Here is a 26,585-nt window from a genome sequence, read left to right as displayed (position 1 = left end):
GGTTTTAGTCAATAGAAAATGCACTGATGAATTACACCATGTATCCACCATTTTTTATTTTAAAATCATTAAAATGCTTTTTGTATACAACTTATTGCTTTTTGTGTTTACATTTGAAGATGTTTTTTAACAACCAAAAAATCAAAAGTATGACAAAAAGCCCTTTCGTTAAAGTGACCACCGGGTTGTGGACTTTAGCAATTATCATTTTTATGGTTAGCTGCAGCCAATTTGAAGCTATGGAACCAACAATGGAAAATCAAAGTGATGAAGTAGCCCGCAATGGCAACAACTTCACCAATATGATCAACGCCCGGACTTCCACAGGAATGGTCACTCCTGTATTGTGGGAAGGTCCTCAGGGAGGTAACGCCGAGTGTGGAGACACAGGAACAAATTATGCATTTAGCTCTTCGAGAAACAATACTCCCTTCAGTGATGCTACTGCTTGGCCAGAAGGTTTCACGATTACGACTGACGGTAAATTGGTGTCATGGTCTTACATCGCTCCTGCCGGCATGTGTGTTGATGGCGTATCCTTTATTGTTAAGGGAGGTGATGCTGCTAACATTTATACCTATGGCCCAGATATCTATGGAGATTCCGGACTTGCTTCTCCGATGAATTCCAGTGGTGGACCTGCGGATTTGAGTAACTTGACAGTTTGCTTCAATTTGAGAGAATGCAAAACCATAGAAGAACCATGTTACAAAGAAGAAACAGCTTGGTCTTTTGGTGCTAAATATGTAACCAAAGGCAATTGGGCTACATTTACGGAATATGCGGATGGAAAAACAGTTGATTTATTTGCAGGTCAATCCACCAAAATCGGAACTGTAAGTTTTGTAGATGCAGGAACAATGGTGAAAATCACGATTCAATTGAATGAGATGGGTGCTTTCCAAAACGTGGCAGAAAATATTAAAATCCAAGGATATGTTTCAGCACCTAAAGCAAATCCAAATCCAGGCTTGTTCACTTCACACAAGGGTCAAGCAGCTGGAGACAAATATGAGATTGAAGTTTCCAAAGCCAAATTCTATGGTATTCACGTGGATGCTGCTAGAATTGTGGAATGCTCTATAAACTGAATCCAATCATACAACCAATAATGTACAAAAAGGGAGACTTCTGAGAAGTCTCCCTTTTTCTGTAATCTATTCTTCTGGATATCCCATCAAAAAGGGTTATCATTTTTATACTTGATAAAGCCATCGGAAAAAATTTTGAGTTGAAATCTTCTTTTTCATCACAAATTGATTTTACAATACCCCTTTTCTGCGATCGAGCAAATCCATTTTATGCGGAAGAACTAACCACCTGTAATCCATTATTTTACCAAAATCAAATGATTTCTTTGGGAAGTCAAGAAAAACAAAAATTTATGTAAAAATTTTACTTCGAGAAAATATTTTACATAAAACTGGTATTTTGTTATTTATTTAGAATTTCTAATATTTTTTACCAACATAATAGAAGAAAAACATTAAGATAATATATAGTTTTTAAATCTATTTTTCTGCATTTCAAATACATATTTTTTGTTTTCACATTACCTTTTTATATTGAAGAGGTAATTATTCCATTTTCAAAATCTTTTTAACAGAATCCTTTATGAAAAAACAATTCCTTAATCCGTTCCGAAACGCCCTAGTCGTTTTGATGTCCTCAGCCCTGCTATTTTCCTGCAGCCAAACTGAATCTTTTGAAACAGCCGATTTGAGCGAAGTTCAATCGAGAATTCCAGTAAGTTTTAAAAGCCTTAATCCCAATGCTAGAGTCGGAACAGGCTATGATGCATGCGGAACTCCTTTGACTGCAAGACTAATGGCAGGTCAAAAAACTCCAATTGGAGAAGTGACTGTATTTAATGATGATACAGATTTTTACGTTACTGTAAGTATCGAAAAAGGAGACGGATTCGACAATGGTGATTGGTTCCTTCAAAATATACAAATTTACGCAGGCCAGACCTCTATTGATTTTGTTTCAAAAGGCAAAAATAAAATAGTTAATCCTGCTCCAGGTAAATTTCCAATCAATGAAGTTGTTCCTATTGACTTTAATGTGGCAGATCAAGAATTCACTTATAAACTTACTATTAGCGATGAATTAAAGGATATGGGTGAATTTGACGTTGCTGTTCACGCTGATGTTATCAATGTAACTGAGTTTAATGCCGATAGAACTGAAGCGATATCCTATAAAAAAGAAGGAGCATGGGCCGAAGGACAAGCATTCAACTCTGACGGTAAAGGGAATTGGGCAATGTTTATGTCCTATACCATTCAAGACTGTGCTGTTGATTGTACTGATACTTGGTTCAGAAGTGTTACAAGAAGTAATAATGGTGAGGGTACTGAAGATTTCGAATCTGATCTATTCATGTTAATGGATGGAACCAATGTAGTAGGTAAAGCAACTTATCAAAGGTCTAGAACAAATACAGGACCAGATCCAATATATAAGATTGAAGTCAAATTTGAAGTTCTTGATACCGAATATTCATTTGACGAATGGGGTGCCTTCTACAGCGCTACTACTATTTCCGGCTTAAATCGAGATAGTTTTAATGATATTAGAGAAACAGAAACAGGTGGAACCATCACGTTTACTAACATAACCGGATCAAGTTATAATTTAGGGCTATATGCTAAAATTACTGGAAAATGTAAATAAATTTTCCTAAGAAGGCGATTAATTTGATAGCCTATCTTTTATAATTGGATATGAATATTTTAGAAGGCCCGAGGTTAATACTCGGGCCTTCTTTGATTTTATCTTACCCAATCTTCTCAAAAACCCTCCTAAAACTACACGCCTCGCTCAATCTGGCATGCAATTCCGAAATCGGAACCCTTTCCTGAGCAGTGGTATCCCTGTGTCGAATCGTCACCATATTGTCTTCCAATGTCTGGTGATCGACTGCAATACAGAATGGCGTACCGATCAAGTCCTGACGGGTGTAGCGTTTTCCGATTGAAGCGGCTTCTTCATAGATGATATTGAAATCATATTTCAATGTTTCCACGATTTCCTTTGCCTTTTCCGGCAAGCCATCTTTTTTCACCAAAGGCAAAATGGCCGCTTTTACAGGAGCAATGGCAGGATGAAACTTAAGATAAGTCCTTTGCTTTCCGTCCACTTCCTCATCCACAAAAGCATTGCAGAAAGTCATCAAAAACAATCTGTCAGCACCGATGGAAGTCTCGATCACATAAGGGATATAATTTTGGTTGATCTCTGGATCAAAATATTGCTGTTTCTTCCTTGAAAATTCTTGGTGCTGCTTCAGGTCAAAATCGGTTCTGGAGTGTATTCCTTCTACTTCCTTGAAGCCAAAAGGGAATTCATATTCAAGGTCCATCGCTGCATTGGCATAATGGGCGAGTTTTTCGTGATCGTGCTTCCTGATTTTATCCTCGGGGATCCCGAGAGCCAAGTGCCATTTGACACGGGTGGCTGCCCAGGTTTTGTACCAGTCCATTTCGGTGCCTGGTCGGACAAAAAACTGCATCTCCATTTGTTCGAATTCCCGCATGCGGAAAATAAACTGACGGGCAACGATTTCATTTCTGAAGGCCTTGCCAATCTGGGCGATGCCAAAAGGGACTTTCATCCTTGCGGTTTTCTGTACATTGAGGAAATTGACAAAAATCCCCTGCGCCGTTTCCGGTCTCAGATAAATCGTGGTGGTATCCTCCGCCACAGAACCCACCTGTGTAGAAAACATCAGGTTGAATTGACGCACTTCTGTCCAATTGCTCGTACCACTGATCGGACAAACAATCCCCTCATTGACGATCAGGTCATGGACGCCCGCCAAATCTTCCGCTTCCAAGAGTTTCCCCATGGCTGCCAACAAGGATTGGGCTCTTTCAAGATCCCCGGATTTCTCATAACCGGCAGCTTTGTCCTCAATAAGGACATCGGCACGGTAGCGTTTTTTGCTATCCTTATTGTCGACCATCGGGTCATTGAAACTGTCGACGTGACCAGATGCTTTCCAGGTGGTGGGATGCATAAAAATCGCTGCATCAATCCCCACAATATTGTCATGGAGGCGGGTCATGGATTCCCACCACAGACGCTTGAGGTTATTTTTCAATTCTACCCCATAAGCGCCATAATCATAAACGGCTTGCAAACCGTCATAAATCTCGGAGGAAGGGTACACAAAACCATACTCTTTGGCATGGGCGATAATATCTTTCAGTTGCGTATTTTCCGCAGTCGTGTCATTTTTTGCCATGGGCGCAAAATTAAAGAAACTATTTCACATGATGCCAAGAAAAAGCCTGCAATTCAGGATGCAAAAACAGAACTTATTTTTAATTCATTCGTTTCAAAAAACCATGTGATTGCCTAATCCTCTTCTAAAACCAAAAAATCCATTTATGAAACAAATCCTACTCTTGCTTTTCTTGGCCCTTGTTTCCAGCCAAACCACTTTTGCCCAACTCCAGAAAGGGAATTTCCAATTGGGTGGTGCCGTAAATTTCAACACCTGGGAGTCCTCCAGTTCACCAGGAGACCCCAATTCCTTCCAAAATTCTTCGCGAAACTTCTCCGCAAATCCTAGTCTCGGGTACTTTGTCACCGATAAATGGGTGCTTGGGATGAGTTTCAAGTTCAACAATGGAAGCAGAGAAGTCCGCTATAACAGCCCAAACTTAGCAAACACAGATTTTAAAAATGAAACTTGGGGTACGGGCATATTTGCAAGGAGGTACTTTCCGATTCATGAAAAAATGGCCTTTTTTGGCGAATTCCAGTCCACTGTCGATTGGAGGACAGAGGAGAATTCAATAGCGTTCCAACAGGGGCTACTCACGAATTCAAATTCCTTCAGGGGTTTCAACAACACTTTGTTTGCGGGATTGTCATTTTTTCCCACCAAGTGGATTTCGGTGGAAGCCTCTGTCAATCCCATAGGATTTGGGGTGTCTAGAAACACTGCCGAGAATACTCCCGGTGTGGAGGAAAAAAGGAACAGCACCTTCTTCAACATGGGCGTCAATACTTCCGCAGTTTTCTTGGGTTTCAACTTCTTCTTGAACCGAAAATGAAAAAATCACTCTTGTTCATCTTCATTATCATGATGGCCATTCCTTATAGCGGGATGGCGCAGATGGAAAAAGGCTCCTGGATGCTTCGCGGAAAATTTGGTTTGAATTATGAAAGAAATAATACAGACATCATGAGCACCCTTCCGAATTACCCAAACCAACCCGATATTGTCGAATCGGTTCCATCTATGGAGATATCACCGGGTGTAGGCTATTTTGTTTCCGAAAATCTTGCCCTTGGCATTGAGGGAATGTATGGAAGAAGTCGGGGAAGATTTTCCAATTCCTTCTCAGAAACCACCAAATTGATCACTAATACCTTCGGTATCGGATTGTTTGTTAGGAAATATGTTCCCCTTAATGACAAAATTTCTTTTTATATGGAAGCAAATGGTGGAAGGGATTGGGAGAAGCCCTTCGGGAAAAATGAGGCCGGAGAGAAGTTCAATTCCATCAAATCCAATTCGGTGAGACTAAACGGCATTCTGGGTTTTCAATACCTGATCACCAAAAACATTGGGTTGGATGTGTATTCCAATCTGATCCGATACACCTCAAAGAATACCATTGACTTAATAAGGGATGAAAAAATAGCGGCTGAAAATCAATTGAGCCTCAATTTGAATTCTCACTTTGGGATAGGACTTAACGTTTTTTTCTAAATCAAAAAATCCCTCAAATCCGACGAATCGGATTTGAGGGATTTTTTTATCTAAAAGTGTATTTTAAACCCAAGCCAGCTCTGAAATAATTACTTCTTTCATCCCGGAATATTGGACTGGCTTCCATCAGAAAACCGAAGTTTTTGGCCGCGAATGGCTTCACCAACACGCCTAAGGGAATGCCAAGATAAAAACCATCCCGATTGCCTTCTTGCCCCAAATGAAACCCACTGTAGAAGTTGACCTCATCCTTTTGGATAAAATTGTATCCGAAGGTACCCTCGATTCCTACATTGCTACCAGTGGATACCCTTGCCTCGCCGAATATTTTGTTGTCCGGATCGGTGCCGATGGCGACGAAGGTAGCAGAACTTAGTCTATAAACTCCCGCACTGACCTGTGCCTCTACGTGATAAGCTGCGCCAATAAAGAGCAGCAGTGAAAAGAGTATTGCCTTTTTCATAAATAATAAGCTTTGATTAAGCCCAAAAAAAGACAAAGACCAAGCCAAAATCAAAATTTTCGATATTTACCAATTCATTTCTTCCTGTGAGACCCTTCTTCCGCCTGTGTTACTGAGGAATGCAGCCTCCAATATTTTCAAAACCAAAATCGCTTCTTCCATTTTTACGGAAAGTGGACTTCCCTTAGAAATAGCATCTGCCACGTTTTGGTAGAAATGTCGGTAATCCCCTCTTTCTGTTGGCATGGGAACTGTTTCTTCTTCGAGGAAAAGTGTTCCCCAAGCCTCAGGCTGTTCCATTCCCCAATCTTCTCCTTCGGGCAACTGTCCAGCCTTGAATGCCTTCTCCTGTACGTCCAGGCCATATTTGGAATAGGATCCTTTGTCACCCAAAACCAAAAATTTTGGCAGCACGGCGTTCATCATCACACTGGCGGTCACGCGTGCTTTGATCCCCTCATACATCAGAGTGATGTCAAAGAAATCATCTGCCATGGCGCCTTTCCTCTGTTTGAGAATTTCGGCATAGACCCATTTGGGCTTTCCGAGAAGCAATATGGTCTGATCCACGAGATGTGTTCCTAAATCATACGTAATGCCGTTTCCTGGAACATCTTTTTCCCGCCAATTGTCCACGATATTGGGCCTGAACCGATCAAAATGGGATTCGAAATGGACGATTTGGCCAAGGGTCTTTTCTTTCAGCAATTTTTGGATGGTTCTGAAATCCCCATCCCACCTTCGGTTCTGAAAAACAGAAAGAACAAGGTTCCGTTCTTTTGCCAAATTGTCCAATTCGATAGCTTGTGCTGAATTCAGGGTCACTGGTTTGTCCACGACCACGTGCTTCCCATGTTCGAGTGCAGTTTTTGCTTGCTCAAAATGAAATTCATTGGGCGTCACAATGACAATCAAATCCACTGAATCTGAGGCGAGCAGAGCTTCAAAGGTTTTGAAAATTTGGACTTGAGGATATTTCCCCTTTGACTTTTCTTGGCTTCTTTCCACCACGGCGACCAATTCAAGGTCCTTGCAAACAGAAATCAAGGGAGCGTGCATTTTTTCCCCGACGGAACCAAAGCCGACCAAGGCAGTTTTGATTTTATTCATGTTTTTTTTAATTATTAGTTGTCAGAGATTCATGTCCATTGCCATCCTTACCAATTCGATGACAGAGCTTACTCCGAGTTTTTTGTGGATTTTTTTTCGATGGGATTCCACGGTCAGTGGACTGAGGTGAAGTTCTTCGGCGATGTCCTTGTTGATTTTACCATCTATGATCATCTTGAGAATCTGCAATTCTCTTTTTGTCAATTTGAATTTTTCCTTGAAAGAATCTCCATAATAGACATCATCACTTTGAAAAAGTACTTTTTGGAAATTCATTACATGGGTATTTTCCATGACCTCGCGGATGGTATAGATCAATTCATCAGGATCTGCATCCTTTAGGATATAAGCACTTGCTCCTAATTTTTGGCATTTTTTAAAAAGATGTTCATCATCATACATGGACAAAACGATGATTTTGGACTTGGGCTTTTTTACTTTGACTGCTTGAATCACACCCACGCCGTCCAATCCCGGCATGTTGATGTCGGTCAGGATCAAATCATAAGGATTGTTTTCAACAAAACTCACCAGATCCAATCCATTCTCGAAGGTGGCAATTACCTGAAAATCCTCCTCCTCTTCCAAAAGGCTTGCAATCCCCTTGGCAAACAATTTATGATCGTCTGCTAATACTATCTTTATCATTTTTGTCATAACGAATGGAAAAGATAGGCTATGCAATCGATAATGGCAAGGTTAGTTTTATTTCGGTGCCGGTTCCTCTTTTCGTTTGAATGACCATTTCCCCACCAATAGTCTCCATTCTTTTACTGAGATTGAACAAACCCAAACCTGAGGAAGGAACGGAAAGATCAAAACCATTTCCATCATCTTTGAACGTGAGTTCGAGGCAATCTGATGTATTCACCATGGACACCAGGATAAGTTGCGCTTCAGAATGTTTCACGGCATTGTTCAGGCATTCTTGGAAAACCCGGATCAAAACCAATTTTTTTTCCTTGATCAACTTTATTTCCTGCCCTTCCACCTTGAATTGTGTTTTGCAAAATCCTATTTGATCCAATTTATTGAGTTCTTTTTGAAAGTACTCTCGCAAGCTTATGCCCTCGACCCAATCTAAATTCAGCGTCTTGGAAAGTGCCCTTACTTCCTTGATGACCATTCCGATCAAATGGCGGCCTTCCTGAATTTTCTCGGGTTTGGAACTGCTCAGGTTCAGTTTGGTAAGTGAAAGCAACTGACCGATGTTGTCATGGAGTTCTCTTCCAACGTATCCCAAGGTTTCTTCCTGGATTTCGAGCTCCACATTGAGTATTGTTTTCTCATATTCTGCCTGAAGGTTTAGGATCTTCTGTTGATTTTGAACCTGTCGCTTCCGATGGATGACAACTATGATGACAATAAAGGAAACCATAAAGAGCATCAAAAAAAATCCCAAGAGGATGACTACAAACAGGTCCTTACCGTCTTTTTCCATTTTATGATTTGTCCAGTGAAATTGTTGTTTAAATTACCAGATAAAAATGATTGCTAAAGATATAATTTTAAAAACAGAAAATTTATTTTTACCTCATAACTATTGTTTTAAACCTTTACAACAAGAAAATCAAAAAATTCAAAAAAATGAAAAGCGCCTATGCTAAAAGCGTAGGAAAAGGAAATCCTGAATTGGACTTTCATGGAAACCAGATCAATTTGGTTTAGCAGAAAAAAAGTAGCGTATCTTCTGGAAAGTACGGATCAGGAAGGAGGCGGTATCAGGATAATTTTTGGGCCAGTATGACGAAAAAAACCATACCTAAAGAGCTCTCACGTTTGAAAGAAAACCTAGTGGGTAGGTTAACCGTGGTGCTGGCATCCTGTTAAAAAAATGAGATACCTGGTCCTTCCGGCTTCTTTTAAAATGGGGGTTCTTTGTATCCCCCTGAATGTAATCCGGGCCGGATTCCCCTGTTTCGGGATTTAGAAAAACGAAAATCAGCGAAGGTGAACTGATATTCTCTTAGGCTTATTAAAAGCAGTTATTTATATTAACAAAGGAGGGAGGATTAACTTCCTCCCCTTTTGCCATTCCTTTTAACCCGTTTTTTTTTTGCACTTCCAATTCCATTCAAGAATTACTTAATAATCATTCTTTGTTTATTGTTTTTGACTTCACCATATCGGTACTACACCTTATTCTCCAATTAGTCTGATTTTCTTGCAGTTTCAACACCCCTTAGGAAACCTACTGCATGATTCGGTTTGAAGTGCTGTTCTTCAAATAACACTCATTTTTCAATTATTTGAAAATGAACATGATTCATATCACCAGGGAAAAATTTCAGGTCATATCTTCTTAAAAATCTAATTTATTGATTTTTGTAAGTCCTGCTAAGAATTACGAATATGAGAAAATTTACCTATCTCATTAGCGAGGTAAAGACTCTTGTTTTTCCTTAAAAATCAAAGGGGCATAAAAAGCAAGCCCCATAACCAGGTACATTGATACACTAATAATTCGGTTTAAATTGCGAATCTGAAGCATTAATTCCCGGTCCATTTCAAAAATCATCCTCATGGAGGAGAAATACAGGAAGGAACAGGAATAAAAAAACAGAATCATGGAAACAATCCAAAACATCGGGACACCCAGCAGGTTCTTTTCGGCGTACCAATCTTTATAAAGGATTCCGTAAAAAAAATAAATACACCATCCGATCAACACCAAACTTCCCATGGCAAAGGAATAAGTCTGAAAAAATAAAATTGATTCAATAAAAAACGAGTTGATAAAGCCCCAGGCAACAAACAAAAGGCCTGAAATTAAAATGATTTCTTTGATTTTTCTTTCTTGAAAAATCAAAGAAAAGAAATAGAGCAACAACAGCGTTTCCGTATAAACAAAAATGAGATTAGCATAAACAGAATTATTGATTCCTCTCCTGGCTATATTTAAACCAACTATTTCCCATACAGCTATCATCACCAGCACCCAAAAAATGATCAGATGCGGTTTCCGATAAGCATGGTTCTTGATGAAGAATGCAGGCAAACTCAAAAACATTCCCAATAAAACCCCATAATGATACCAGGTAAGATACTCCATTCCTACGTATCTTGTGGTTTACAATCCGGGGGGCAAATTGTTCCTCCGTTTTCTATCCCTCCACCAGATCTCGATGGGGAGAAACCTTCTTCCTTATTGGAATCCGGTAAGGCAATGTCTTCAAAACCCGCCTCTGTTTTGTTGGAAGCCGCCAGGGCAAGAGAAATTCTGCCTATATACTCCTCCCGGTTTTTCCGGTCCTTAGGCAGCATCTCTATATTATTTTCATCATACTGGCCGAAATACATTTTAATGCCTCCTGTTTGAGGATCCGTCATCGCCAAAAGTTCTTCAATGACCGCACGATCGAACCAAACCCAGTTCGATTGCTCCTCAATGTCTCTTCCATTTTTACCTTTTCCTTTTATGCATTTTTTGACAGATTTGTCGTAGGCTTTCCTGAAAAGTTCCAGTTCCTTGTGGTCCATGGCTTTTTTTTTCCGAATATACTTTATTGATCCATTATAGACAAGCCTAAAAAACGTGAAACATATGATTTTATGTGTTGAAATTGATTTTTTTGCTTGTAAAATACGGGATAAAATAAGAAAGTCCGAAAAACAGGTACATTATTCCTGCCAGAAACCGATTCAATGAACCTAACATCTTGATCGATTCAATTACTTGTTCAGGAAAAAATTGAAACATCCCGAAGAAAATGGTTGCTTCCAGATAAAAGAAAAGCATCCCTACAACGATCCAAAAATGGGGTAGACTGATGAGGAGTGAGTCGCTGAAAATCTCAAAATTCCAAACCTTCACCAGGAATCTTAGACAAAGAAATATGATAAGGGCTGAAAAAGGAAGCAAGGAATAGAATTGAAAAACGCTGGAAATGGATTGAAAAAAAATAGTGTTGATCAAACCCCAAATCAGAATGCCATAAGTGATGTTCTCGATTATCTTTTTGAAATTTGAATTTCTCTCGATTTTCCAGAAATAAAACAACAACAGCATCGATTCAAGATAAACCCACCCAATATTATACAGCAGTGAATTGTTGATTCCCTTTGAGGCAGTATAGGCCCCTAAGAATTCCATTGAAAAAACCAATCCAAGAATGCCCAAAATTATTATTTGGGTTTTATCCTGATTTTTAGTTTGAATGCCATAAAAAACGAAGGCGGCAACCAAACTAAAGCCTATTGAAATAAGATATAGATTTGAAATCATCAAGCGTACTTTTGTTACGATTGAAAGATAGGCTTTTATGAAAACGAAAAAAATACCCTGAACAGGGTATTTTTTTCGTTTATTGCCAAAATCTCATAAAAAAAAGAGGGTTTGTAGAAACAAACCCTCTTTTTTTCCAATTATTTCAAAGTCTAAACAGCCTTTTTTGAAAGTTCGGCTTTGGCTTCGCTTTCCATTTCACGCTTCATCAAATCCACAACCACAGGAGTTGCTATGTAGATGGAAGAATAAGTTCCTACCAAGACACCGATAAATAAAGCGAAGGAGAAGCCCCTCAATACTTCACCACCGAAGATCAACAGGACAATCACCACGATCAAGGTGGTCGCCGAAGTGATCAAGGTTCTGGCCATGGTTTGGTTGATGGCATCATTAAACATCTTCACAAGTTTGGTAGTACCCCTGTTCTCAATGTTTTCCCTGATCCTGTCAAACACGATCACGGTATCATTGATCGAATAACCTACCACAGTCAGCATCGCAGCGATAAAGACCTGGTCAATTTCGAATGTCGCGCCAAATGCACTTGCGATGGCAAACGCTGCAACCACGAAAAGAATATCGTGAATCAAGGCGATGATGGCCGCAAGCGAGAATTGCCACTTACGGAACCTCAACAAGATGTATAGGAAGATGGCCACCAAGGCAAAAAACATGGCCTCAGCAGAAGATTTCTTGATATCATCTGCCACCGTTGCTCCCACTTTGGATGAACCGGTGATACTGAATTGATTGTCCTTCATGGTGCTGACATTGTCTGTATACTGCAGACCTGTCACTGTAGCAATCCCTTCTTTGATTTTGTTTTCCACTTCGGTATTGGCAGCGTCATCGTCTTCATTGATGAGGTAGGAAGTGGTTACCTTCAGGATATTGTTACCCCCATAGGTTTTGACTTCAATGGAACCGTCAAATTCACTGTCCAAACCAACTTTGAGGTCAGAGGCTACTACTGGCTCGGAGAACTCCACGATATAATATCTACCACCCGTAAAATCAACACCGAACTTCAATCCACTGATCAATGCAATCGCAAGACCGACAATGATGATTCCGGTAGAAATCAGGTAAGCAACCTTCCTTTTGCCCAAGAAATCAATATTCAAGGATCCAAAAAGGTTTTTGGAGAATGGAGTGGTGAAAGAAATCTTGCTTTGATCACCCTTTTTGGTCATCCAATAGACAATTACTCTTGTAATGAATACAGAGGAGAAGAAAGAGCAAACGATACCGATCATCAAAACGATCGCAAAGCCTTTTACAGGCCCTTGACCTAAAGCGTACAGGATGGATCCTGTCAGGAACGTGGTTACGTTGGAGTCAAGAATAGCACTGAATGCCTTGCTATAACCTTGGTTGATGGCAGCCATAAGGCCTTCTCCATTTTTGATTTCCTCCTTGATCCTTTCAAAAATCAAGACGTTTGCATCAATGGACATCCCTATCGTCAAGACAATACCCGCGATACCTGGCAAGGTCAGCGCAGCACCCAATTGGGCAAGAATACCCAGAATAAAGAAAATGTTGAATATCAATGCTGCAATTGCAACAAAACCGCCTTTGGCATAATAGGCTACCATAAATAGCACCACCAATACCAAACCTGCCACCATGGAAATCACACCTTGTTTTTGTGCTTCTTTACCCAAAGTTGGGCCGATGATGGCCTCTTCTACGATTTTGGTCGGTGCTGGAAGGCTACCGGACTTCAGGATATTGGCAAGATCTTTTGCTTCTTCCATCGTGAAGTTACCAGTGATCTCGGATTGCCCGGATGGAATTTCACCCTGCACGTTTGGTGCAGTATACACATAATCATCCAAGACTACGGCAATCCTTCTGCCTGTATTGTCGGCAGTCAATTTTCTCCATTTACGAGCACCTTCAGCATTCATCTGCATGCTTACCGCAGGGCGGGAAGTCTGATCCAATACCTGTCTTGCATCCGTCACTACGTCTCCCTCAAGGGGTGCTTGGTCGGAAGAACGGCTCACTTTAATTGCAAAAAGCTCCAACAATTCAAGTCCGTCTGCTTTCTGCGGCTTCACTGCCCAAAGGAATTTTACATCCCGAGGCAAAACAGCCTTCACATCTTCTCTTGCAAAAATCCTATTGATAGCAATCGTATCCCTGATGTCATAGACCAAACCATAATTGGCTTTGGTCAAAGAAAAGATAGGGGAAACCTGCGAAGAAAAATCATCAGCCGGAACGGTCTGGGAAAGTTGTTTTTCCAAATCAGTGGAATCACTGCTTTCCGATTCCACAGCTTCTGCTGGGGTTGTCGATGTGGCTTTTTTGCTAATGGCTTCAGTCACCAGTAAACTGTTGGCAGCTTCCAATCCAGGCAAATATTCACCTGTTTCTGCCACTTCCCAAAATTGCAGCTTGGCCACGCCTTGAAGTAGATTCCTTACCCTTTCTGGGTTATCCACACCTGGAAGTTCAATTTGAATTCTTCCAGAACCTTGAATTCTTTGAATATTGGGCTGGGAAGTACCGAAACGATCAACCCTTGTTCTCAAAATGTTGAAAGAACGCTCGATCGCATTTTCAACTTCCCCATCAATGATGGAAAGGATTTCACTGTCGGAAGATTCCAAGGAAATCCTGCCTCTGTTCGCAGCAGTTGCGAAAATGGTATTCAGGTTTTTTCCCGGTGCTTTGCTTTTCCAAGAGTTGTAGAAGATATCCACAAATTTCTGGTTGCTGGTTTTGGCAAATTCCTGGGCTTCTTCCAAAGCGGCATTGAAGGCGGGGTCTTTGCTGTTTCCTGAAAGTCCTTTTACGATTTCAATAGGCGAAACCTCCAGGGTTACGTGCATTCCTCCTTGAAGGTCAAGGCCAAGACCCAATTCCGTTTCCTTTATTTCCTGATAAGTATATTTTGCACCCAAGAAACTATAGACGGGCTGTCTGTAGATAGAATCCAGATACGATTGTTTTTTGGAAAAGTCAACGTTGCCGACTTCATCCGTAGCGTAGTCCACAGCATCTTGCTGGATTCTACTGGATACAAATGTGAATGACAGGTAATACAGGCAAAGCGCTGTAATGATTACTGTCAAAAACACAATAATGCCTTTGTTTTGCATATTATAATTAAGTTTGGATTGGTTTTTTAATTGAACGCATTCGATTTTCTCATTGCCGAGAAACAATAAAACTCACTGGAAAGAATCAGGGAGCATTGGGTGAAATAATTCTCTCGAAGAGAATTTTCAAAAATGGATTGGTGAAAGGTGTACTGCTTGGAACCTCAAAAGAAATTTGAGAGGCCAAGCTGATGTTTTCGTATATCAAATAAAAAATTTGCTGGGAAAGTGTGGTCACAAATGGCACCACCGCATCCACTGCTACATTGAGGAAGGTTTGTGCATCTGAACTCGCATCCGGATCTGAAGACACTTCAACCGAAGCCGAAGCTGTGGCATCTTCCTGAGGAAAGTATTCCACCCCTGAAATCAGGCTACAAAACAGCAACACCATCATTAGGGTGATGCGTTGTTTCCAAAGGGTTTTATGGTCCTCAATTTTGTTCATGGGCTGCAAATATAGAAAAATTTAATATTTTAACATGACAAAAGTATAAAAAATCTCTTTCCGGAAAAATCAAAAAGGCGGGATTTCAATCCGCTTATAATCAATTGGTTAAATCACAAACCCAATTTTGATCTCAGGTAGGTCTTGATCACGTCTAGGGCTTTGTCGAAATTGTGGTTGTTGGTGACAATGAGATCCGCATCATGTTTGAAAGGCTCAATGTACTTTTCGTAAGTGGGCATCACGTGCTTTTCATAGCGATAAAGGACATCATCCAGGTCATATCCCCTTTCGACCTTGTCCCTTACAATCCTTCTTTTGAGCTTGATGTATTCCTTGGCATCAATAAAAACCTTCAAGTCCAACAAATTTGCCAATTCAGGATAATACAAGACAAATATCCCCTCCACTACGACCACCGGTGCGGGTGCAAATTCGAGTATTTTCGGCTTTTTGTTCGGGTTGTTAAAAGTGTATTCCTGTCGAAAAACAGACTCACCTGCTTGTATTTTTCGGATATCATCGGCGTACTGCTCAAAATCGATCGAATGGGGAGTGTCAAAATTATGGACCCCTTTATCATCCACCGGTTGCAGATGGCGTGCTCTGTAATAATTGTCCTGCGAAATCAGACAAACCTGATTGGGTTCAAAGGAATTCAGAAGCTTGTCCAAAAAGAGCGTTTTTCCAGAGGCACTCCCTCCCGTGATTCCGACAATAAATGGTTTATTCATTGGGCACAAAAGTAAGGATTTATTTTAAAAACCTTGATAAAGCTTGCACCGCGATGCCTCTATGGCTGATAATGTTTTTTTCCTCCATGCTCAATTCTGCAAATGTCTTTTCGTAACCCTGTGGTTTAAAGACCGGATCATAGCCAAAACCTCCTGCACCTGTCCTGATTTCGGTGATTTCACCCTCCGCAATCCCTTCAAAGGAATATTCTTTTCCTTCCAAGATCAGCGCAATAACGGTCCGGAACCTGGCCGAACGATTTTCTGTCCCCTGCATTTTTTCCAACAATAAATTGACGTTGCGTTCATCACTTCTGGGTTCGCCCGCAAATCTACCGGAATAAACCCCAGGTGCACCGGCCAAGAAGTCCACCTCCAAGCCAGTATCGTCGGCAAAGCAATCCACCCCATAATGCTCTTTTACATACCTGGCTTTTTGAAATGCATTGTGGTCAAGGGTATCTCCGGTTTCCGGCAATTCTTCCAGACAGCCGATTTCTTCCAATGAAACGATCGTGAATGTAGCCCCTAAAGCAGCCTTCACTTCTTCTATTTTTTTCTTGTTGTTGGTCGCAAAGCAGATTTTCATGAAACAAAATTAGGGTTTTTTTTCTTGGAAAGACTCCCTGGCAAAAATGGATGGAAATGGATGGAAATTTTTACATTTGAAAAATTCAAAACACAGGCATGAAAAAAATCACGGTTTACTGCGGATCCAATAAGGGGAAAAATCCAGAATACGCCCAAGGCGCAAAAGAACTCGCTCAAGAAATGATCAAAAGAAATCTTTCCTTGGTTTATGGCGCCGGGAATGTAGGACTGATGGGCGTGATCGCAGATGAAATGTTGAAGGCCGGCCGGGATGTCATTGGCATTATCCCCCAAAAACTCGTCGACATCGAAGTTGCCCACAGGGGATGTACCGAGTTGATCGTGGTGGAGACCATGCGCGACCGAAAATGGCTGATGGCTGAAAAGGGAGATGGCTTCATCGCCATGCCGGGAGGAATAGGCACATTTGAAGAACTTTTCGAAATCATGACATTGAATCAACTGGCCTATATCAGCAAGCCATTGGCTTTATACAATTACAATGGCTATTACGATAAATTGATCGATTTTTTGGAACATTCAGCCGCTGAAGGATTTCTGCACCAAGCCCAAATGGATTTGTTGATTGTATCCTCTGATCCAGGAGAAATTTTTGACAGAATGTTGGCTTTTGAGCCAAAACACAGTGAAAAATGGGAAGTGAAATAAAATTGATTGTAAAAAAGATTGTTGGAATCTGGACCTCTTTGGAAGTCCAGATTTTTTTTTCGACAAGAGAATGGTTTGTCTTACAAAACGGCCTCGACCATTCTCATCAATTTTTCGAGCCAATCAGCATCCACTTCATCAAAGTCATTGAGCTGATCGCTGTCAATGTCCATCACCAAAAATACTTTCCCCTCCTTGAAAGCCGGCAAAACAATCTCAGAACGGGAAGCCGAACTACAGGCAATGTGTCCCGGGAATGCATCCACATCCGGAACCAATTGGGTTTTTCCCTCTTTCCATGCTGCACCACAAACGCCTTTCCCCAATCCGATCCGGGTACAGGCCAAGGGCCCCTGGAAAGGGCCGAGCACCAATTGCTCCCCTTTGACCAAATAAAAACCTACCCAAAAAAAACCGAAAGCCTCTTTCAAGACGGCGGAAATATTGGCAAGGTTGGCGATCAGATCCGTTTCGTCTGAAATCAGCGCTTCTATTTGTGGCAGTATGGCCGCATATTTTTCAGCCTTGTTGGCAGCGGTAGGAATGAATATTGATTCTGACATATGCGTTAACTTTTGTAAAAAACCCGGAGGCGATCCCCCATAATTTCACTTTCTAGATGTTTATGCTTTAAAATTGCCGGTGCAGGAATCCCTCCTCCAAAACTGGCAACACCAGTAAACACCCTTGCCTCGTCCCAAAGTTCGCTTTCGATAAATTTGCCCAGCAAATAACTGCCTCCTTCCACGATCAAGCTCTGAATATTTCTGCTGCGGAGATCTTCCAAGATCTCCGAAATCTGAAATCCATCCTCCAACTTCACATATTCGAGGTTGTCGAAAGTCTCATTCTTTAGGAAATTGTAACAGATAGTGGCTTGGCCTTGATCGAAAAGAGCCAAACTTTTGTCCAGTTCAAGTTTTTTGTCAATGACGATTCTCAACGGATCTTTACCGTCCCAGTCCCTTACATTCAATTTAGGATTGTCATATTTGGCCGTGTTGGTACCCACCATGATGGCGTCTTCTTCGGCTCTCCAGCGATGTACCATTTGTCTGCTGTAGGGATTGCTGATCCATTTGGAATCAAAATTTTCTCTGGCCACAAATCCATCTTGGGACTGGGCCCACTTCAGGATCACATAAGGCCGCTGTTTTTCGATAAAAGTAAAAAACCGCCTGTTTTGAAAACGGAGCTCTTCTTCCAAAACCCCTGTAATTACCTCCACTCCAGCGTCCTTCAATATTTTAATCCCCTTTCCCCCTACCAATGGATTGGTGTCTACGGCACCGATCACCACTTTTTTTACTTGCTTTTCCACCAAAAGATGGGCACAAGGAGGGGTTTTTCCCCAGTGGGCACAGGGTTCCAAGGTTACGTAAACCGTGGATTCCGTCAATAGCTCTTGGTTTTGGACCGATTGGATGGCGACGACTTCAGCGTGAGGGCCTCCATAATATTTATGATAACCCTCTCCGATGATTTCTTCCCGATGGACAATGACACAGCCGACCATGGGATTGGGACTGACAGTTCCCAAACCCCATTCCGCAAGCTCCATGGCCCTTCGCATATGAATTTCATGTATTTTCAAAGGAGGGGAATTAAGGTTTTATTTTTTCAAGGGTTATGTTTCCCAAAGCGGTTGATTTTCCCGGAACGGCTAGGACGGAGTCCACTTTCACCTGTTTATAGGAAACGTCGGTCGGATGAATAAGAAGAACATACTTCCCGTTCAATCCTCGGAAAAGAAATTTTCCGGCATCAAGGGAATCTACGCTTGTTCTTATCGTGTCAGAATTTTGGATCGCAAAGAGAATCGCCTTGAGACCTCTTGGAACCAAAGTCCCACCGATTTCTCCTGTTTCAAGTTTTGAAAAAGCCTTGATTTTTGGATTGATGGTTCGGTTTATTCCTGACCCAGCTGCCGCACTTGGATCCAGGTTTAGATCCAAATAATAGTCATGGGAAATTCCTGGGGACAGGTTAAAGTTTCCGGAAACAGAAGGGGAAGCCCCTTCGGAATCCTTAAAAACCAATGGGGTTCTCACTCCTTTCCTAAGGATGTAATTGTCGGTTCCCAGCTTTAAGGTCATTTTGGTGATGGCGCCCAGCATAAACTCTCCCCTGCCGACCAAGAGTTGATTGCCCGCGAGCAATGCACTCAGGTTGACCTTTTTTTCGGAAGGCGTATAAGGGAGAAATTCCGGATTGGCATTGTCTTGGCCTCGTGTACCCGTGACCTGGACTTCGACTCCCAATAACTCCACCCAAATTTCTTCAAAGGAAACCGTGGAGTCGACCAAATAAATGTTGACAAGTGCCTTGGACCTTTCTGCATCTTCTGTGGTGCAGGAATTGAAAAGAAAAAAGAGGATAAAAATGGAGAGCAGCTTGTTTTTCACAGTCCAAATTTATGAAAGAATGTCAAATTAGACCACAAATTTCAAAAGCCTTGAAAAAAATAACCCTCGGATAGATATCCGAGGGTTCTGTATTTTGTTATTTGGTACTCAAATTCACCGTGGAAATTGTTTTGGTCTCTCCCAAAGTGGTTTGGACCGGTGATATCACCAACTGCTCATAAGGGACTTTCGGGTTGATGACAACAATGTAATTCCCGGCCTTTAGGCCTCTCAATTTGAAGTAGCCATTCTCATCCGTAAAAGTAGAAACCGTATCCTGTCCCACAATTCCCAAAATGATGGGATCGGCATTGAGTGGCAAAACGATTCCCTGAATCCCAGCGGATCCTTCAGCGATCACCCGAATGACGGGCTTAAGGATATACTGGCCGGAGTTTCCGGCTTTCACTATGGATTTTCCAGCATCAAAGTCCAAGACAAGGTCATGGTCCACTCCTGGCTGCAATTTTTGGCTGATTTTCAATTTCAAGCCGCTTTGCTGGGCGCTAGGGGTTTTCAATTCAATTTTTTTGCCATTTTGAATGATATAATTATCGGAACCCAACACCAATCTAATCTGGGAAATTTCTCCTGAGGGCACTTCAACTCCACCTAGGAAAACGTCATTGTTTCCAACTAAAGAAAGAAGGTTGATTTTTTGGTTTTCACTTTGTTGATTGATATTGATCCATGCCGCATCATTCTCTTCCTTTTCTCCTTTGAGAAGAAGTTTGACAGCAAGCACTTCTACCCATACTTCATCATAGTCGGCAGGAGCATCTACCATATAAATGTTGACTTGGGTTTTCCCCTGTGGGGTGTTTGAATTTTCTGAATCGCAGGATGCCGCCAAAACAAGGAGCATGATGCCTAAAGTTGCATTTTTGAGAAGGTTTTTCATATTGTTGGTTTCATTTGGATGATCGAACTTTTTACCGCCAATATTGATGCCACAAAAAATAAACCTCTATTTTTTCCCAAAAGATTCTGCCATTATTTCCCAGCTTTAGTATTTTTGGCGATGATGCAATGGGAAAAGTTATTGGCCTTGGGAAGATTTGATCCAAAATACCCCTCAAAACCGGGTAATGATCAATTCAGGAGTGAATTTGAGAAAGATTATGATCGGATTATTTTTTCGGCCCCTTTTAGAAATCTCCAGGACAAAACACAGGTATTCCCCCTTCCCGAAAATGACTTTGTCCATACACGGCTCACCCACAGCCTAGAGGTATCCAGTGTGGGAAGGTCTCTGGGGAAATCCGTTGGCGAATACCTCATCCAGAAATACCCGGTCTTGGGAGAAAACCAAATCAGCTCCTCTGATATCGGCTCCATTGTGGCAGCAGCCGCTCTCACCCATGATATTGGAAACCCACCATTTGGCCATGCGGGAGAAGACGCGATCTCGGATTTTTTCAAATTCCATCCCTATGGAAAGGTATGGAATGAACACCTCAAACCCGAACAATGGGCTGATCTCTGCAATTTTGAGGGAAATGCCCAAGGGTTTCGCATGTTGCTGTCGAATATCAACGGACTGAAACTTTCCTTTGCCACCTTGGCGGCATTCACCAAATACCCCAGACCTGCTCTTGTTTCGGCAAAAGACCCAGAAAGAAAAAGCCAAAAGAAATATGGTTTTTTCTCGGATCAAATGGAGGATTATAAATACCTCACCGAAAAACTCAGCATTTCAAGTTGGGGAAACGGCACCTGGCACAGGCATCCCTTGGCCTTTTTGGTAGAGGCTGCGGATGATATTTGCTACAGCATCATCGATCTGGAAGATGGCTGTACCTTGGGTTTGGTCAGCCTTGAAGAAAGTGTTGCGCTTTTGGCCGAGATTCTTGGAGACCGTTTTGATCCAAAAAAACTGGAAGGTTATCCCGCGAATTCCCAAAAACTCGCCATTCTACGGGCAATGGCGATCAATCAGTTGATCCGGGAATGTGTGGAAGCCTTCAAATCCAATGAAGCCGAAATGCTTCTTGGCACATTTGACCGCGCCTTGACAGACATTATTCCCTCCAGTGAATCCCTTGCCAAAATCTCCAGGATTTCCATTGAAAAAATCTACCGCTCCTCTCCCGTCTTGGAAAAAGAGGCTGCTGGTTTTCAGGTCTTGGATGGACTGTTGGAGGTGTTTTCAAAAGCGCTTAACCATAAGTTTTACCAAACGGATCTGTTTTCCGGAAAAGACAAAAGCATCCTGAGACTGCTTCCGGAAGGTTTTCCTTTGGAAGGTTGGGAATCACACGTAAACCCTTATCCCATGCTGCGTGCCTTGGTCGATTTCATTTCCGGAATGACCGATAAGCATGCCCTCTCCTTTTACAGAAGGGTAAAAGGAATCGCCTTGCCGGGCGTATAAGTAATGATATTTGGTTGAAACCTTAAGGTCAAAATCTGAATACCCCGAAAAGGAATTGTAGGGGAAATGCACAAATGCGCAATCGGGAGTACAACTCTATGGCTGTGACACGGAGGATCGTTTTAAGGGGCCAAATCCCACTTTCTTTTGCGTATTTGTCGGCATCAATCGCTTGCTTGCAGAGACCCCACGCATCATTTATCAACCCATTTCACCTAAAACCCGAAATAGGCATTGGTTTTCCCAATGGGGTTGAAACTGCAAGAAAATCAGACTGTCCAAAGAACACCCCCTATTTCCATCACGATGAAGTCAAAAATTGTGAACAACTGACTGATTACTAGGCAATTTTGGGCTGAAATAGAATTGGTAATGCAGAACACGGGTTAAACAACCAAAATCTCTTAACTTTGTGCCTGCTTTTGAAAGGGTTCTTCTTTTCCTGATGAATTGATGGGAAAGATGACCAAGTCAAATAAAATCACGCCGCTTTGCTCCACTGGGGGATTTCCCAAGTGCCATTGGTGGTCAAATCAATGAAACCCTACTGAAAATCGTGAAAAAATACCAGGAGTTCAAACAAGTAGATTACCCCGAAATAGGGGAAAGTGTTCTTCAATACTGGAAAGAAAACAACATTTTTGCCAAATCCGTCGAAAACAGGCAAGGAGCTGAATCATTCACTTTTTTTGAGGGCCCCCCCTCTGCAAATGGAACTCCAGGAATCCACCACGTGATGGCCCGAACCTTAAAGGATGTGTTTTGTCGATACAAGACGCTCCAGGGTTTTCAGGTGAAGCGGAAAGGCGGATGGGATACCCATGGACTTCCTGTGGAATTGCAAGTAGAAAAAGAACTTGGGATCACAAAGGAAGACATCGGCAAGAAAATCTCCGTAGAAGAATACAACAGAAAATGCCGGGAAACGGTCATGCGCTTCAAGGATGAGTGGGATGACCTAACCGAGAAAATCGGTTATTGGGTGGATCTGGATGACCCTTATATCACCTTCGAGCCCGAATACATTGAGAGCGTTTGGAGCTTGCTCAAAAAACTCTACGAAAAACAACTGATCTATAAGGGCTACACCATACAGCCCTATTCCCCCGCAGCAGGCACGGGTTTGAGTTCGCATGAACTCAATCAGCCAGGATGCTACAGGGATGTGAAGGACACTTCCATTACTGCCCAGTTCAAAGTGAAAGGAGAGGAAAACACCTATCTACTTGCCTGGACCACCACACCTTGGACTTTACCCTCCAACTCAGCCCTGGCGATCGGGGAGAAACTCGATTACGTAAAAGTCAAAACATTCAATCCCTACACCTTTGCTCCTGCTTCGGTCATCCTTGCCAAAGCCCGAATAGCTGCATTTTTCAATCCCAAAGCATCGGAAATTACCTTTTCGGATTACACCCCAGGGGACAAATTGATCCCCTACGAAATCGTGGAAGAATTCAAAGGAGCCCAACTTTTGGGTCTGGAGTATGAGCAATTGTTTCCGATAGATGGCCTTTCATTGCCTTACCCTGCATTTACGGTGATTTCAGGGGATTATGTGACCACTGAAGATGGCAGTGGCATCGTCCATCTCGCCAAAGCCTTCGGAGCGGATGACTTTCGGACCTTGACCCAGCAAAATGTCCCAGGACTATTTGTGAAAGACGAAAACGGAAACGAAGTTCCATTGGTGGACAAGCAAGGTAAATTTCTCCCTATAGTGGGTGAATATCTGGCCGATAAAATGAAAGAACATGAGATCGTGGCCCATAAAGAATATGGGGTGAATGATTTTTATGTGAAAAACTACACCAATGATGATGAGCAGGCGAAGGACTTCAAAAGCACCGACGTCATCATCACGATTATCCTAAAGAATGAAAACAAGGCCTTTAAGGTCGAAAAATACGAGCACAGTTATCCGCATTGCTGGAGAACGGACAAGCCGATCCTTTACTATCCCATGGAAAGCTGGTTTATCAAAACCACTGCTTACAAGGACCGATTGGTGGAACTTAACAAAACAATCAACTGGAAACCGGAAGCCACCGGCACAGGTCGTTTTGGAAATTGGTTGGAAAATCTGGTGGATTGGAACCTTAGCCGCTCAAGGTTTTGGGGAACACCACTGCCCATCTGGAGAACAGAGGATGGTTTGGAGGAAAAATGCATCGGTTCCATTGCGGAACTCAATGCAGAGATCGCCATTTCCGTCGAAAAGGGATTTATGGCCGCCAATCCTTATGCGGGAAAAGAAATCGACCTGCACAGACCTTTTGTGGACGACGTGATCATGGTCTCTTCCAAGGGAGAAAAAATGAAACGTGAACTGGACTTGATTGATGTCTGGTTCGATTCAGGCGCCATGCCCTATGCGCAATGGCATTATCCTTTCGAAAACGAGGAAATCTTCAAGGCCAACTATCCTGCCGACTTCATTGCCGAAGGCGTCGATCAAACCAGGGGATGGTTCTTTACCTTGCACACCATTTCGGTGATGTTGTTTGATCGCGTGGCTTTCAAAAATGTCATTGCCAACGGTTTGGTATTGGACAAAAACGGCAACAAGATGTCCAAACGTCTTGGAAATGCCGTCGATCCCTTCAAGGCCCTCAAACAATACGGTCCCGATGCACTGAGGTGGTACATGCTCAGCAATGCCAACCCTTGGGACAACCTGAAATTCAATGAGGAAGGTGTCACCGAGGTACAGAGAAGGTTCTTCGGTACACTTCAAAACACATACAACTTCTTTGCCCTCTATGCCAATTTGGATCATTTCATCTATCAGGAGGACAAGAAAACTGCAGTGACCGATCGGCCTGAACTGGATCAATGGATCATTTCCAAACTGCAATCTTTGATTTCAGAAGTGGAATCCTCAATGGACAATTACGATGTGACCAAAGCCACTCGGACCATCATGAATTTCACCGTGGACCATCTGTCCAACTGGTATGTGCGATTGGCCAGAAAACGTTTTTGGAGAGGGGAAATGAATGCAGACAAACAAGCTGCGTACGAAACCCTTCATGAATGCCTCATGACTTTGACGCAGCTCATGTCCTCCTTTGCCCCTTTCTACTCGGACTGGTTGTTCAAGAACCTGACCCAGGGAGCTAAAAAATCAGGTCAGGACATTGCAGAATCCATCCATTTGAGCGATTGGAAATCCGCGGACCAAAGCTTGATCAATGCAGATGGCGAAGCGAGCATGCAAATGGCCCAAGAGATTTCTTCTTTGGTCCATTCCTTGAGAAAAAAGGAAAAACTAAAGGTGAGACAGCCTTTGCAAAAAATCCTGATCCCGGTATTGAGCGAAAAAATCAAAACCCAGATCCAACAGGTGGAAGATTTGATCCTGTCTGAAGTGAACATCAAGCATATTGAATACATAGACGACACTTCCGGCATCGTCGTGAAAAGCGTCAAACCCAATTTTGCTTTGCTGGGAAAACGCTTTGGACCAAAATTGAAAGCAGTTTCTGCAATCATCAATGCTTGGGGCAAGGAAGAAATTTCGCAAATAGAGAAAAACGGGGTTTTGGAAATGGCTCTGGAGGGAGAAACAGTCTCCTTGACCTTGGAAGATGTCTTGATTTCCTCGCAGGATATCCCAGGCTGGTCGGTTGCTTCCAGTGATGGATTGACTGTGGCTTTGGATGTAACCTTGACAGATGAATTGAAGCAGGAAGGAATCGCAAGGGACTTGGTCAACAGAATCCAGAATCTAAGAAAGGACATGGGGCTTGAAGTGCAGGACAAAATCACCATCAAAATCGCAAAACACGATGATTTGGTGAATGCAGCACTTGATAACTTTGCGCTTTACATCAAGACAGAAACGCAGGCTTTGTCCTTGGAGGTAAACGGCACAGTATCGGATGCCATACAATTGGATATGGACGATTTTGAATTGTCCGTGAAGGTCGAAAAGGCGTAAGACATTAATATTTCAGTCAAGAATTCGCGTATTGTTTAAAAAATTCTTAAATCTGTACCCTTCAAGCGCAACACATGAGGTATTTAAAATATTTTGGTATTTCCTTACTCATCATTATCATTGACCAAGCGGTGAAGATGTTGGTCCATTATGAGATGGATTTCGGCACTCCGGGGCAGATCAAGGTCTTTGGTGACTGGTTCAAATTGCACTATACGACCAACCCTGGCATGGCCTTCGGGATGCAGTTGGGGTCTGAATACGGAAAAATGATTCTGACCTCATTCAGGTTGATTGCCATGTTCGGGATCGGATATTATCTGTATTATCTGATCAAAAAAAGAGTCCATTCCGGATATATCTTTTGTATCTCGATGATTCTCGGTGGTGCCATCGGCAACCTGATCGACAGTGTCTTTTACGGAGTTTGGTTGAACAATGCACCCTACAATGCCCCCACACCTTGGTTTCATGGGCAGGTAATCGATATGTTTTACATTGATATTTGGGAGGGTTTTATCCCCGAATGGATCCCGATTTGGGGTGGAAGTTACACTGCCCTTTGGCCAATTTTCAACATTGCGGATGCTTCCATTTTCGTCGGTGTGGCCATCATCCTGATTTTCCAGGGACGTTTTTTCAAAGAGGAAAATGAAAATTCGGATAAAAAATCACTCGAAGAAGATGAGATTCAAAGACAGTTTATAGAGGATAAAAACTAAGTCCAATATTCTGAACTTGGAAAAAAATACCCGGCCAAAGTGTCGGGTATTTTT

General features: G+C 42.2%; 23 protein-coding genes. 8 read left to right on the top strand and 15 right to left on the bottom strand.

The genetic code is table 11. From position 1 onward, the window contains the following. The first annotated feature begins 251 nt into the window (after positions 1 to 251). Together Q7J63_RS04220 and Q7J63_RS04215 are read left to right on the top strand one after the other, a co-directional pair. Entirely contained in the window at positions 252 to 1,091 is an 840-nt protein-coding gene (locus Q7J63_RS04220) for a hypothetical protein (protein ID WP_304884208.1), read from the top strand. 523 nt (positions 1,092 to 1,614) lie between these two features. After that, positions 1,615 to 2,679 (top strand): hypothetical protein, encoded by a 1,065-nt coding sequence (locus Q7J63_RS04215; RefSeq protein WP_304884206.1) that lies wholly within the window; start codon positions 1,615 to 1,617, stop codon positions 2,677 to 2,679. 103 nt (positions 2,680 to 2,782) lie between these two features. Here Q7J63_RS04215 and Q7J63_RS04210 read toward each other — a convergent pair whose 3' ends face one another. Then, positions 2,783 to 4,252, bottom strand: coding sequence for a glycine--tRNA ligase (locus tag Q7J63_RS04210; protein ID WP_304884205.1), 1,470 nt, complete (start codon positions 4,250 to 4,252; stop codon positions 2,783 to 2,785). Positions 4,253 to 4,397: 145 nt separating this feature from the next. Between Q7J63_RS04210 and Q7J63_RS04205 the strand changes: the two genes are divergently transcribed. Together Q7J63_RS04205 and Q7J63_RS04200 are read left to right on the top strand one after the other, a co-directional pair. Next, positions 4,398 to 5,069 (top strand): outer membrane beta-barrel protein, encoded by a 672-nt coding sequence (locus tag Q7J63_RS04205; protein ID WP_304884203.1) that lies wholly within the window; start codon positions 4,398 to 4,400, stop codon positions 5,067 to 5,069. After that, positions 5,066 to 5,731 carry an outer membrane beta-barrel protein gene (locus tag Q7J63_RS04200; protein WP_304884201.1) on the top strand — a complete coding sequence of 222 codons (666 nt, stop codon included), beginning with the start codon at positions 5,066 to 5,068 and terminating at the stop codon, positions 5,729 to 5,731. The genes Q7J63_RS04205 and Q7J63_RS04200 overlap by 4 nt, the downstream gene beginning before the upstream one ends. 46 nt (positions 5,732 to 5,777) lie before the next feature. On the opposite strand, the gene Q7J63_RS04195 is transcribed toward Q7J63_RS04200, so the two are convergent. The 10 genes from Q7J63_RS04195 to Q7J63_RS04150 all read right to left on the bottom strand — a co-directional run bounded on the left by Q7J63_RS04195 (position 5,778) and on the right by Q7J63_RS04150 (position 16,416). Beyond that, positions 5,778 to 6,194: an outer membrane insertion C- signal gene (locus tag Q7J63_RS04195; protein WP_304884199.1), complete on the bottom strand. Its 417-nt coding sequence runs from the start codon at positions 6,192 to 6,194 to the stop codon at positions 5,778 to 5,780. 66 nt (positions 6,195 to 6,260) lie between these two features. Beyond that, the gene (locus Q7J63_RS04190) at positions 6,261 to 7,304 is read right to left on the bottom strand and encodes a Gfo/Idh/MocA family oxidoreductase (protein ID WP_304884197.1); all 1,044 of its coding nucleotides are present in this window, start codon (positions 7,302 to 7,304) and stop codon (positions 6,261 to 6,263) included. A gap of 21 nt (positions 7,305 to 7,325) precedes the next feature. Continuing rightward, positions 7,326 to 7,952: a response regulator transcription factor gene (locus Q7J63_RS04185; protein WP_022582168.1), complete on the bottom strand. Its 627-nt coding sequence runs from the start codon at positions 7,950 to 7,952 to the stop codon at positions 7,326 to 7,328. 28 nt (positions 7,953 to 7,980) lie between these two features. Next, complete coding sequence (locus Q7J63_RS04180; RefSeq protein WP_304884194.1) at positions 7,981 to 8,745, bottom strand: sensor histidine kinase; 765 nt, start codon at positions 8,743 to 8,745, stop codon at positions 7,981 to 7,983. A 1,613-nt stretch (positions 8,746 to 10,358) separates the two neighbouring features. Then, complete coding sequence (locus Q7J63_RS04175) at positions 10,359 to 10,784, bottom strand: hypothetical protein (RefSeq protein WP_019596492.1); 426 nt, start codon at positions 10,782 to 10,784, stop codon at positions 10,359 to 10,361. A gap of 70 nt (positions 10,785 to 10,854) precedes the next feature. Then, positions 10,855 to 11,529: a hypothetical protein gene (locus Q7J63_RS04170; RefSeq protein ID WP_304884192.1), complete on the bottom strand. Its 675-nt coding sequence runs from the start codon at positions 11,527 to 11,529 to the stop codon at positions 10,855 to 10,857. Between the two features lie 152 nt (positions 11,530 to 11,681). Next, positions 11,682 to 14,645: a protein translocase subunit SecDF gene (gene secDF / locus Q7J63_RS04165; protein ID WP_304884191.1), complete on the bottom strand. Its 2,964-nt coding sequence runs from the start codon at positions 14,643 to 14,645 to the stop codon at positions 11,682 to 11,684. A gap of 85 nt (positions 14,646 to 14,730) precedes the next feature. Then, positions 14,731 to 15,093, bottom strand: a complete 363-nt coding sequence (locus tag Q7J63_RS04160; RefSeq protein ID WP_304884189.1) for a hypothetical protein — start codon at positions 15,091 to 15,093, stop codon at positions 14,731 to 14,733. A gap of 113 nt (positions 15,094 to 15,206) precedes the next feature. After that, positions 15,207 to 15,827: a uridine kinase gene (udk, locus tag Q7J63_RS04155; protein WP_019596487.1), complete on the bottom strand. Its 621-nt coding sequence runs from the start codon at positions 15,825 to 15,827 to the stop codon at positions 15,207 to 15,209. Between the two features lie 19 nt (positions 15,828 to 15,846). Further along, a complete protein-coding gene (locus Q7J63_RS04150) occupies positions 15,847 to 16,416 on the bottom strand; it encodes a non-canonical purine NTP diphosphatase (protein ID WP_304884187.1) in 570 nt (189 codons plus the stop codon). Between the two features lie 98 nt (positions 16,417 to 16,514). Between Q7J63_RS04150 and Q7J63_RS04145 the strand changes: the two genes are divergently transcribed. Beyond that, entirely contained in the window at positions 16,515 to 17,087 is a 573-nt protein-coding gene (locus Q7J63_RS04145; protein WP_304884185.1) for a TIGR00730 family Rossman fold protein, read from the top strand. An 80-nt stretch (positions 17,088 to 17,167) separates the two neighbouring features. Here the strand turns inward: Q7J63_RS04145 and Q7J63_RS04140 are convergent, their stop codons facing one another. The 4 genes from Q7J63_RS04140 to Q7J63_RS04125 form a co-directional block, all read right to left on the bottom strand. Next, positions 17,168 to 17,650, bottom strand: coding sequence for a GAF domain-containing protein (locus tag Q7J63_RS04140; RefSeq protein WP_304884183.1), 483 nt, complete (start codon positions 17,648 to 17,650; stop codon positions 17,168 to 17,170). Between the two features lie 5 nt (positions 17,651 to 17,655). After that, positions 17,656 to 18,681 (bottom strand): bifunctional diaminohydroxyphosphoribosylaminopyrimidine deaminase/5-amino-6-(5-phosphoribosylamino)uracil reductase RibD, encoded by a 1,026-nt coding sequence (ribD, locus tag Q7J63_RS04135; protein WP_304884182.1) that lies wholly within the window; start codon positions 18,679 to 18,681, stop codon positions 17,656 to 17,658. A 10-nt stretch (positions 18,682 to 18,691) separates the two neighbouring features. Continuing rightward, on the bottom strand, positions 18,692 to 19,492 hold the full coding sequence (locus Q7J63_RS04130) for a DUF4382 domain-containing protein (RefSeq protein ID WP_304884180.1): 801 nt from the start codon (positions 19,490 to 19,492) through the stop codon (positions 18,692 to 18,694). A 97-nt stretch (positions 19,493 to 19,589) separates the two neighbouring features. After that, the gene (locus Q7J63_RS04125; protein ID WP_304884178.1) at positions 19,590 to 20,393 is read right to left on the bottom strand and encodes a DUF4382 domain-containing protein; all 804 of its coding nucleotides are present in this window, start codon (positions 20,391 to 20,393) and stop codon (positions 19,590 to 19,592) included. Positions 20,394 to 20,513: 120 nt separating this feature from the next. Here Q7J63_RS04125 and dgt point away from each other — a divergent pair, with 120 nt between their 5' ends. From dgt to Q7J63_RS04110, 3 genes are all read left to right on the top strand, one after another. Continuing rightward, the gene (dgt, locus tag Q7J63_RS04120; protein WP_304884176.1) at positions 20,514 to 21,866 is read left to right on the top strand and encodes a dGTP triphosphohydrolase; all 1,353 of its coding nucleotides are present in this window, start codon (positions 20,514 to 20,516) and stop codon (positions 21,864 to 21,866) included. Between the two features lie 556 nt (positions 21,867 to 22,422). Next, the gene (gene ileS / locus Q7J63_RS04115) at positions 22,423 to 25,809 is read left to right on the top strand and encodes an isoleucine--tRNA ligase (RefSeq protein WP_304884174.1); all 3,387 of its coding nucleotides are present in this window, start codon (positions 22,423 to 22,425) and stop codon (positions 25,807 to 25,809) included. 74 nt (positions 25,810 to 25,883) lie between these two features. Next, positions 25,884 to 26,531 (top strand): lipoprotein signal peptidase, encoded by a 648-nt coding sequence (locus tag Q7J63_RS04110; protein ID WP_019596478.1) that lies wholly within the window; start codon positions 25,884 to 25,886, stop codon positions 26,529 to 26,531. Positions 26,532 to 26,585: the final 54 nt, after the last annotated feature.

Origin of the sequence: Rhodonellum sp. (assembly GCF_030656585.1) — a bacterium.
In the GTDB taxonomy this organism is placed as follows: Bacteria; Bacteroidota; Bacteroidia; order Cytophagales; family Cyclobacteriaceae; genus Rhodonellum; species Rhodonellum psychrophilum.
Note: the sequence above shows the minus strand (reverse complement) of the source record. Positions and strands in the feature narration are given on the sequence as shown.

Bases quoted from the DNA above. Each gene is read 5' to 3' on its own strand.
- Q7J63_RS04220 (WP_304884208.1), top strand. From the start codon at position 252: ATGGAAAATCAAAGTGATGAAGTAGCCCGCAATGGCAACAACTTCACC.
- Q7J63_RS04215 (WP_304884206.1), top strand. From the start codon at position 1,615: ATGAAAAAACAATTCCTTAATCCGTTCCGAAACGCCCTAGTCGTTTTG.
- Q7J63_RS04210 (WP_304884205.1), bottom strand. From the start codon at position 4,252: ATGGCAAAAAATGACACGACTGCGGAAAATACGCAACTGAAAGATATT.
- Q7J63_RS04205 (WP_304884203.1), top strand. From the start codon at position 4,398: ATGAAACAAATCCTACTCTTGCTTTTCTTGGCCCTTGTTTCCAGCCAA.
- Q7J63_RS04200 (WP_304884201.1), top strand. From the start codon at position 5,066: ATGAAAAAATCACTCTTGTTCATCTTCATTATCATGATGGCCATTCCT.
- Q7J63_RS04195 (WP_304884199.1), bottom strand. From the start codon at position 6,194: ATGAAAAAGGCAATACTCTTTTCACTGCTGCTCTTTATTGGCGCAGCT.
- Q7J63_RS04190 (WP_304884197.1), bottom strand. From the start codon at position 7,304: ATGAATAAAATCAAAACTGCCTTGGTCGGCTTTGGTTCCGTCGGGGAA.
- Q7J63_RS04185 (WP_022582168.1), bottom strand. From the start codon at position 7,952: ATGATAAAGATAGTATTAGCAGACGATCATAAATTGTTTGCCAAGGGG.
- Q7J63_RS04180 (WP_304884194.1), bottom strand. From the start codon at position 8,745: ATGGAAAAAGACGGTAAGGACCTGTTTGTAGTCATCCTCTTGGGATTT.
- Q7J63_RS04175 (WP_019596492.1), bottom strand. From the start codon at position 10,784: ATGGACCACAAGGAACTGGAACTTTTCAGGAAAGCCTACGACAAATCT.
- Q7J63_RS04170 (WP_304884192.1), bottom strand. From the start codon at position 11,529: ATGATTTCAAATCTATATCTTATTTCAATAGGCTTTAGTTTGGTTGCC.
- secDF (WP_304884191.1), bottom strand. From the start codon at position 14,645: ATGCAAAACAAAGGCATTATTGTGTTTTTGACAGTAATCATTACAGCG.
- Q7J63_RS04160 (WP_304884189.1), bottom strand. From the start codon at position 15,093: ATGAACAAAATTGAGGACCATAAAACCCTTTGGAAACAACGCATCACC.
- udk (WP_019596487.1), bottom strand. From the start codon at position 15,827: ATGAATAAACCATTTATTGTCGGAATCACGGGAGGGAGTGCCTCTGGA.
- Q7J63_RS04150 (WP_304884187.1), bottom strand. From the start codon at position 16,416: ATGAAAATCTGCTTTGCGACCAACAACAAGAAAAAAATAGAAGAAGTG.
- Q7J63_RS04145 (WP_304884185.1), top strand. From the start codon at position 16,515: ATGAAAAAAATCACGGTTTACTGCGGATCCAATAAGGGGAAAAATCCA.
- Q7J63_RS04140 (WP_304884183.1), bottom strand. From the start codon at position 17,650: ATGTCAGAATCAATATTCATTCCTACCGCTGCCAACAAGGCTGAAAAA.
- Q7J63_RS04125 (WP_304884178.1), bottom strand. From the start codon at position 20,393: ATGAAAAACCTTCTCAAAAATGCAACTTTAGGCATCATGCTCCTTGTT.
- dgt (WP_304884176.1), top strand. From the start codon at position 20,514: ATGATGCAATGGGAAAAGTTATTGGCCTTGGGAAGATTTGATCCAAAA.
- Q7J63_RS04110 (WP_019596478.1), top strand. From the start codon at position 25,884: ATGAGGTATTTAAAATATTTTGGTATTTCCTTACTCATCATTATCATT.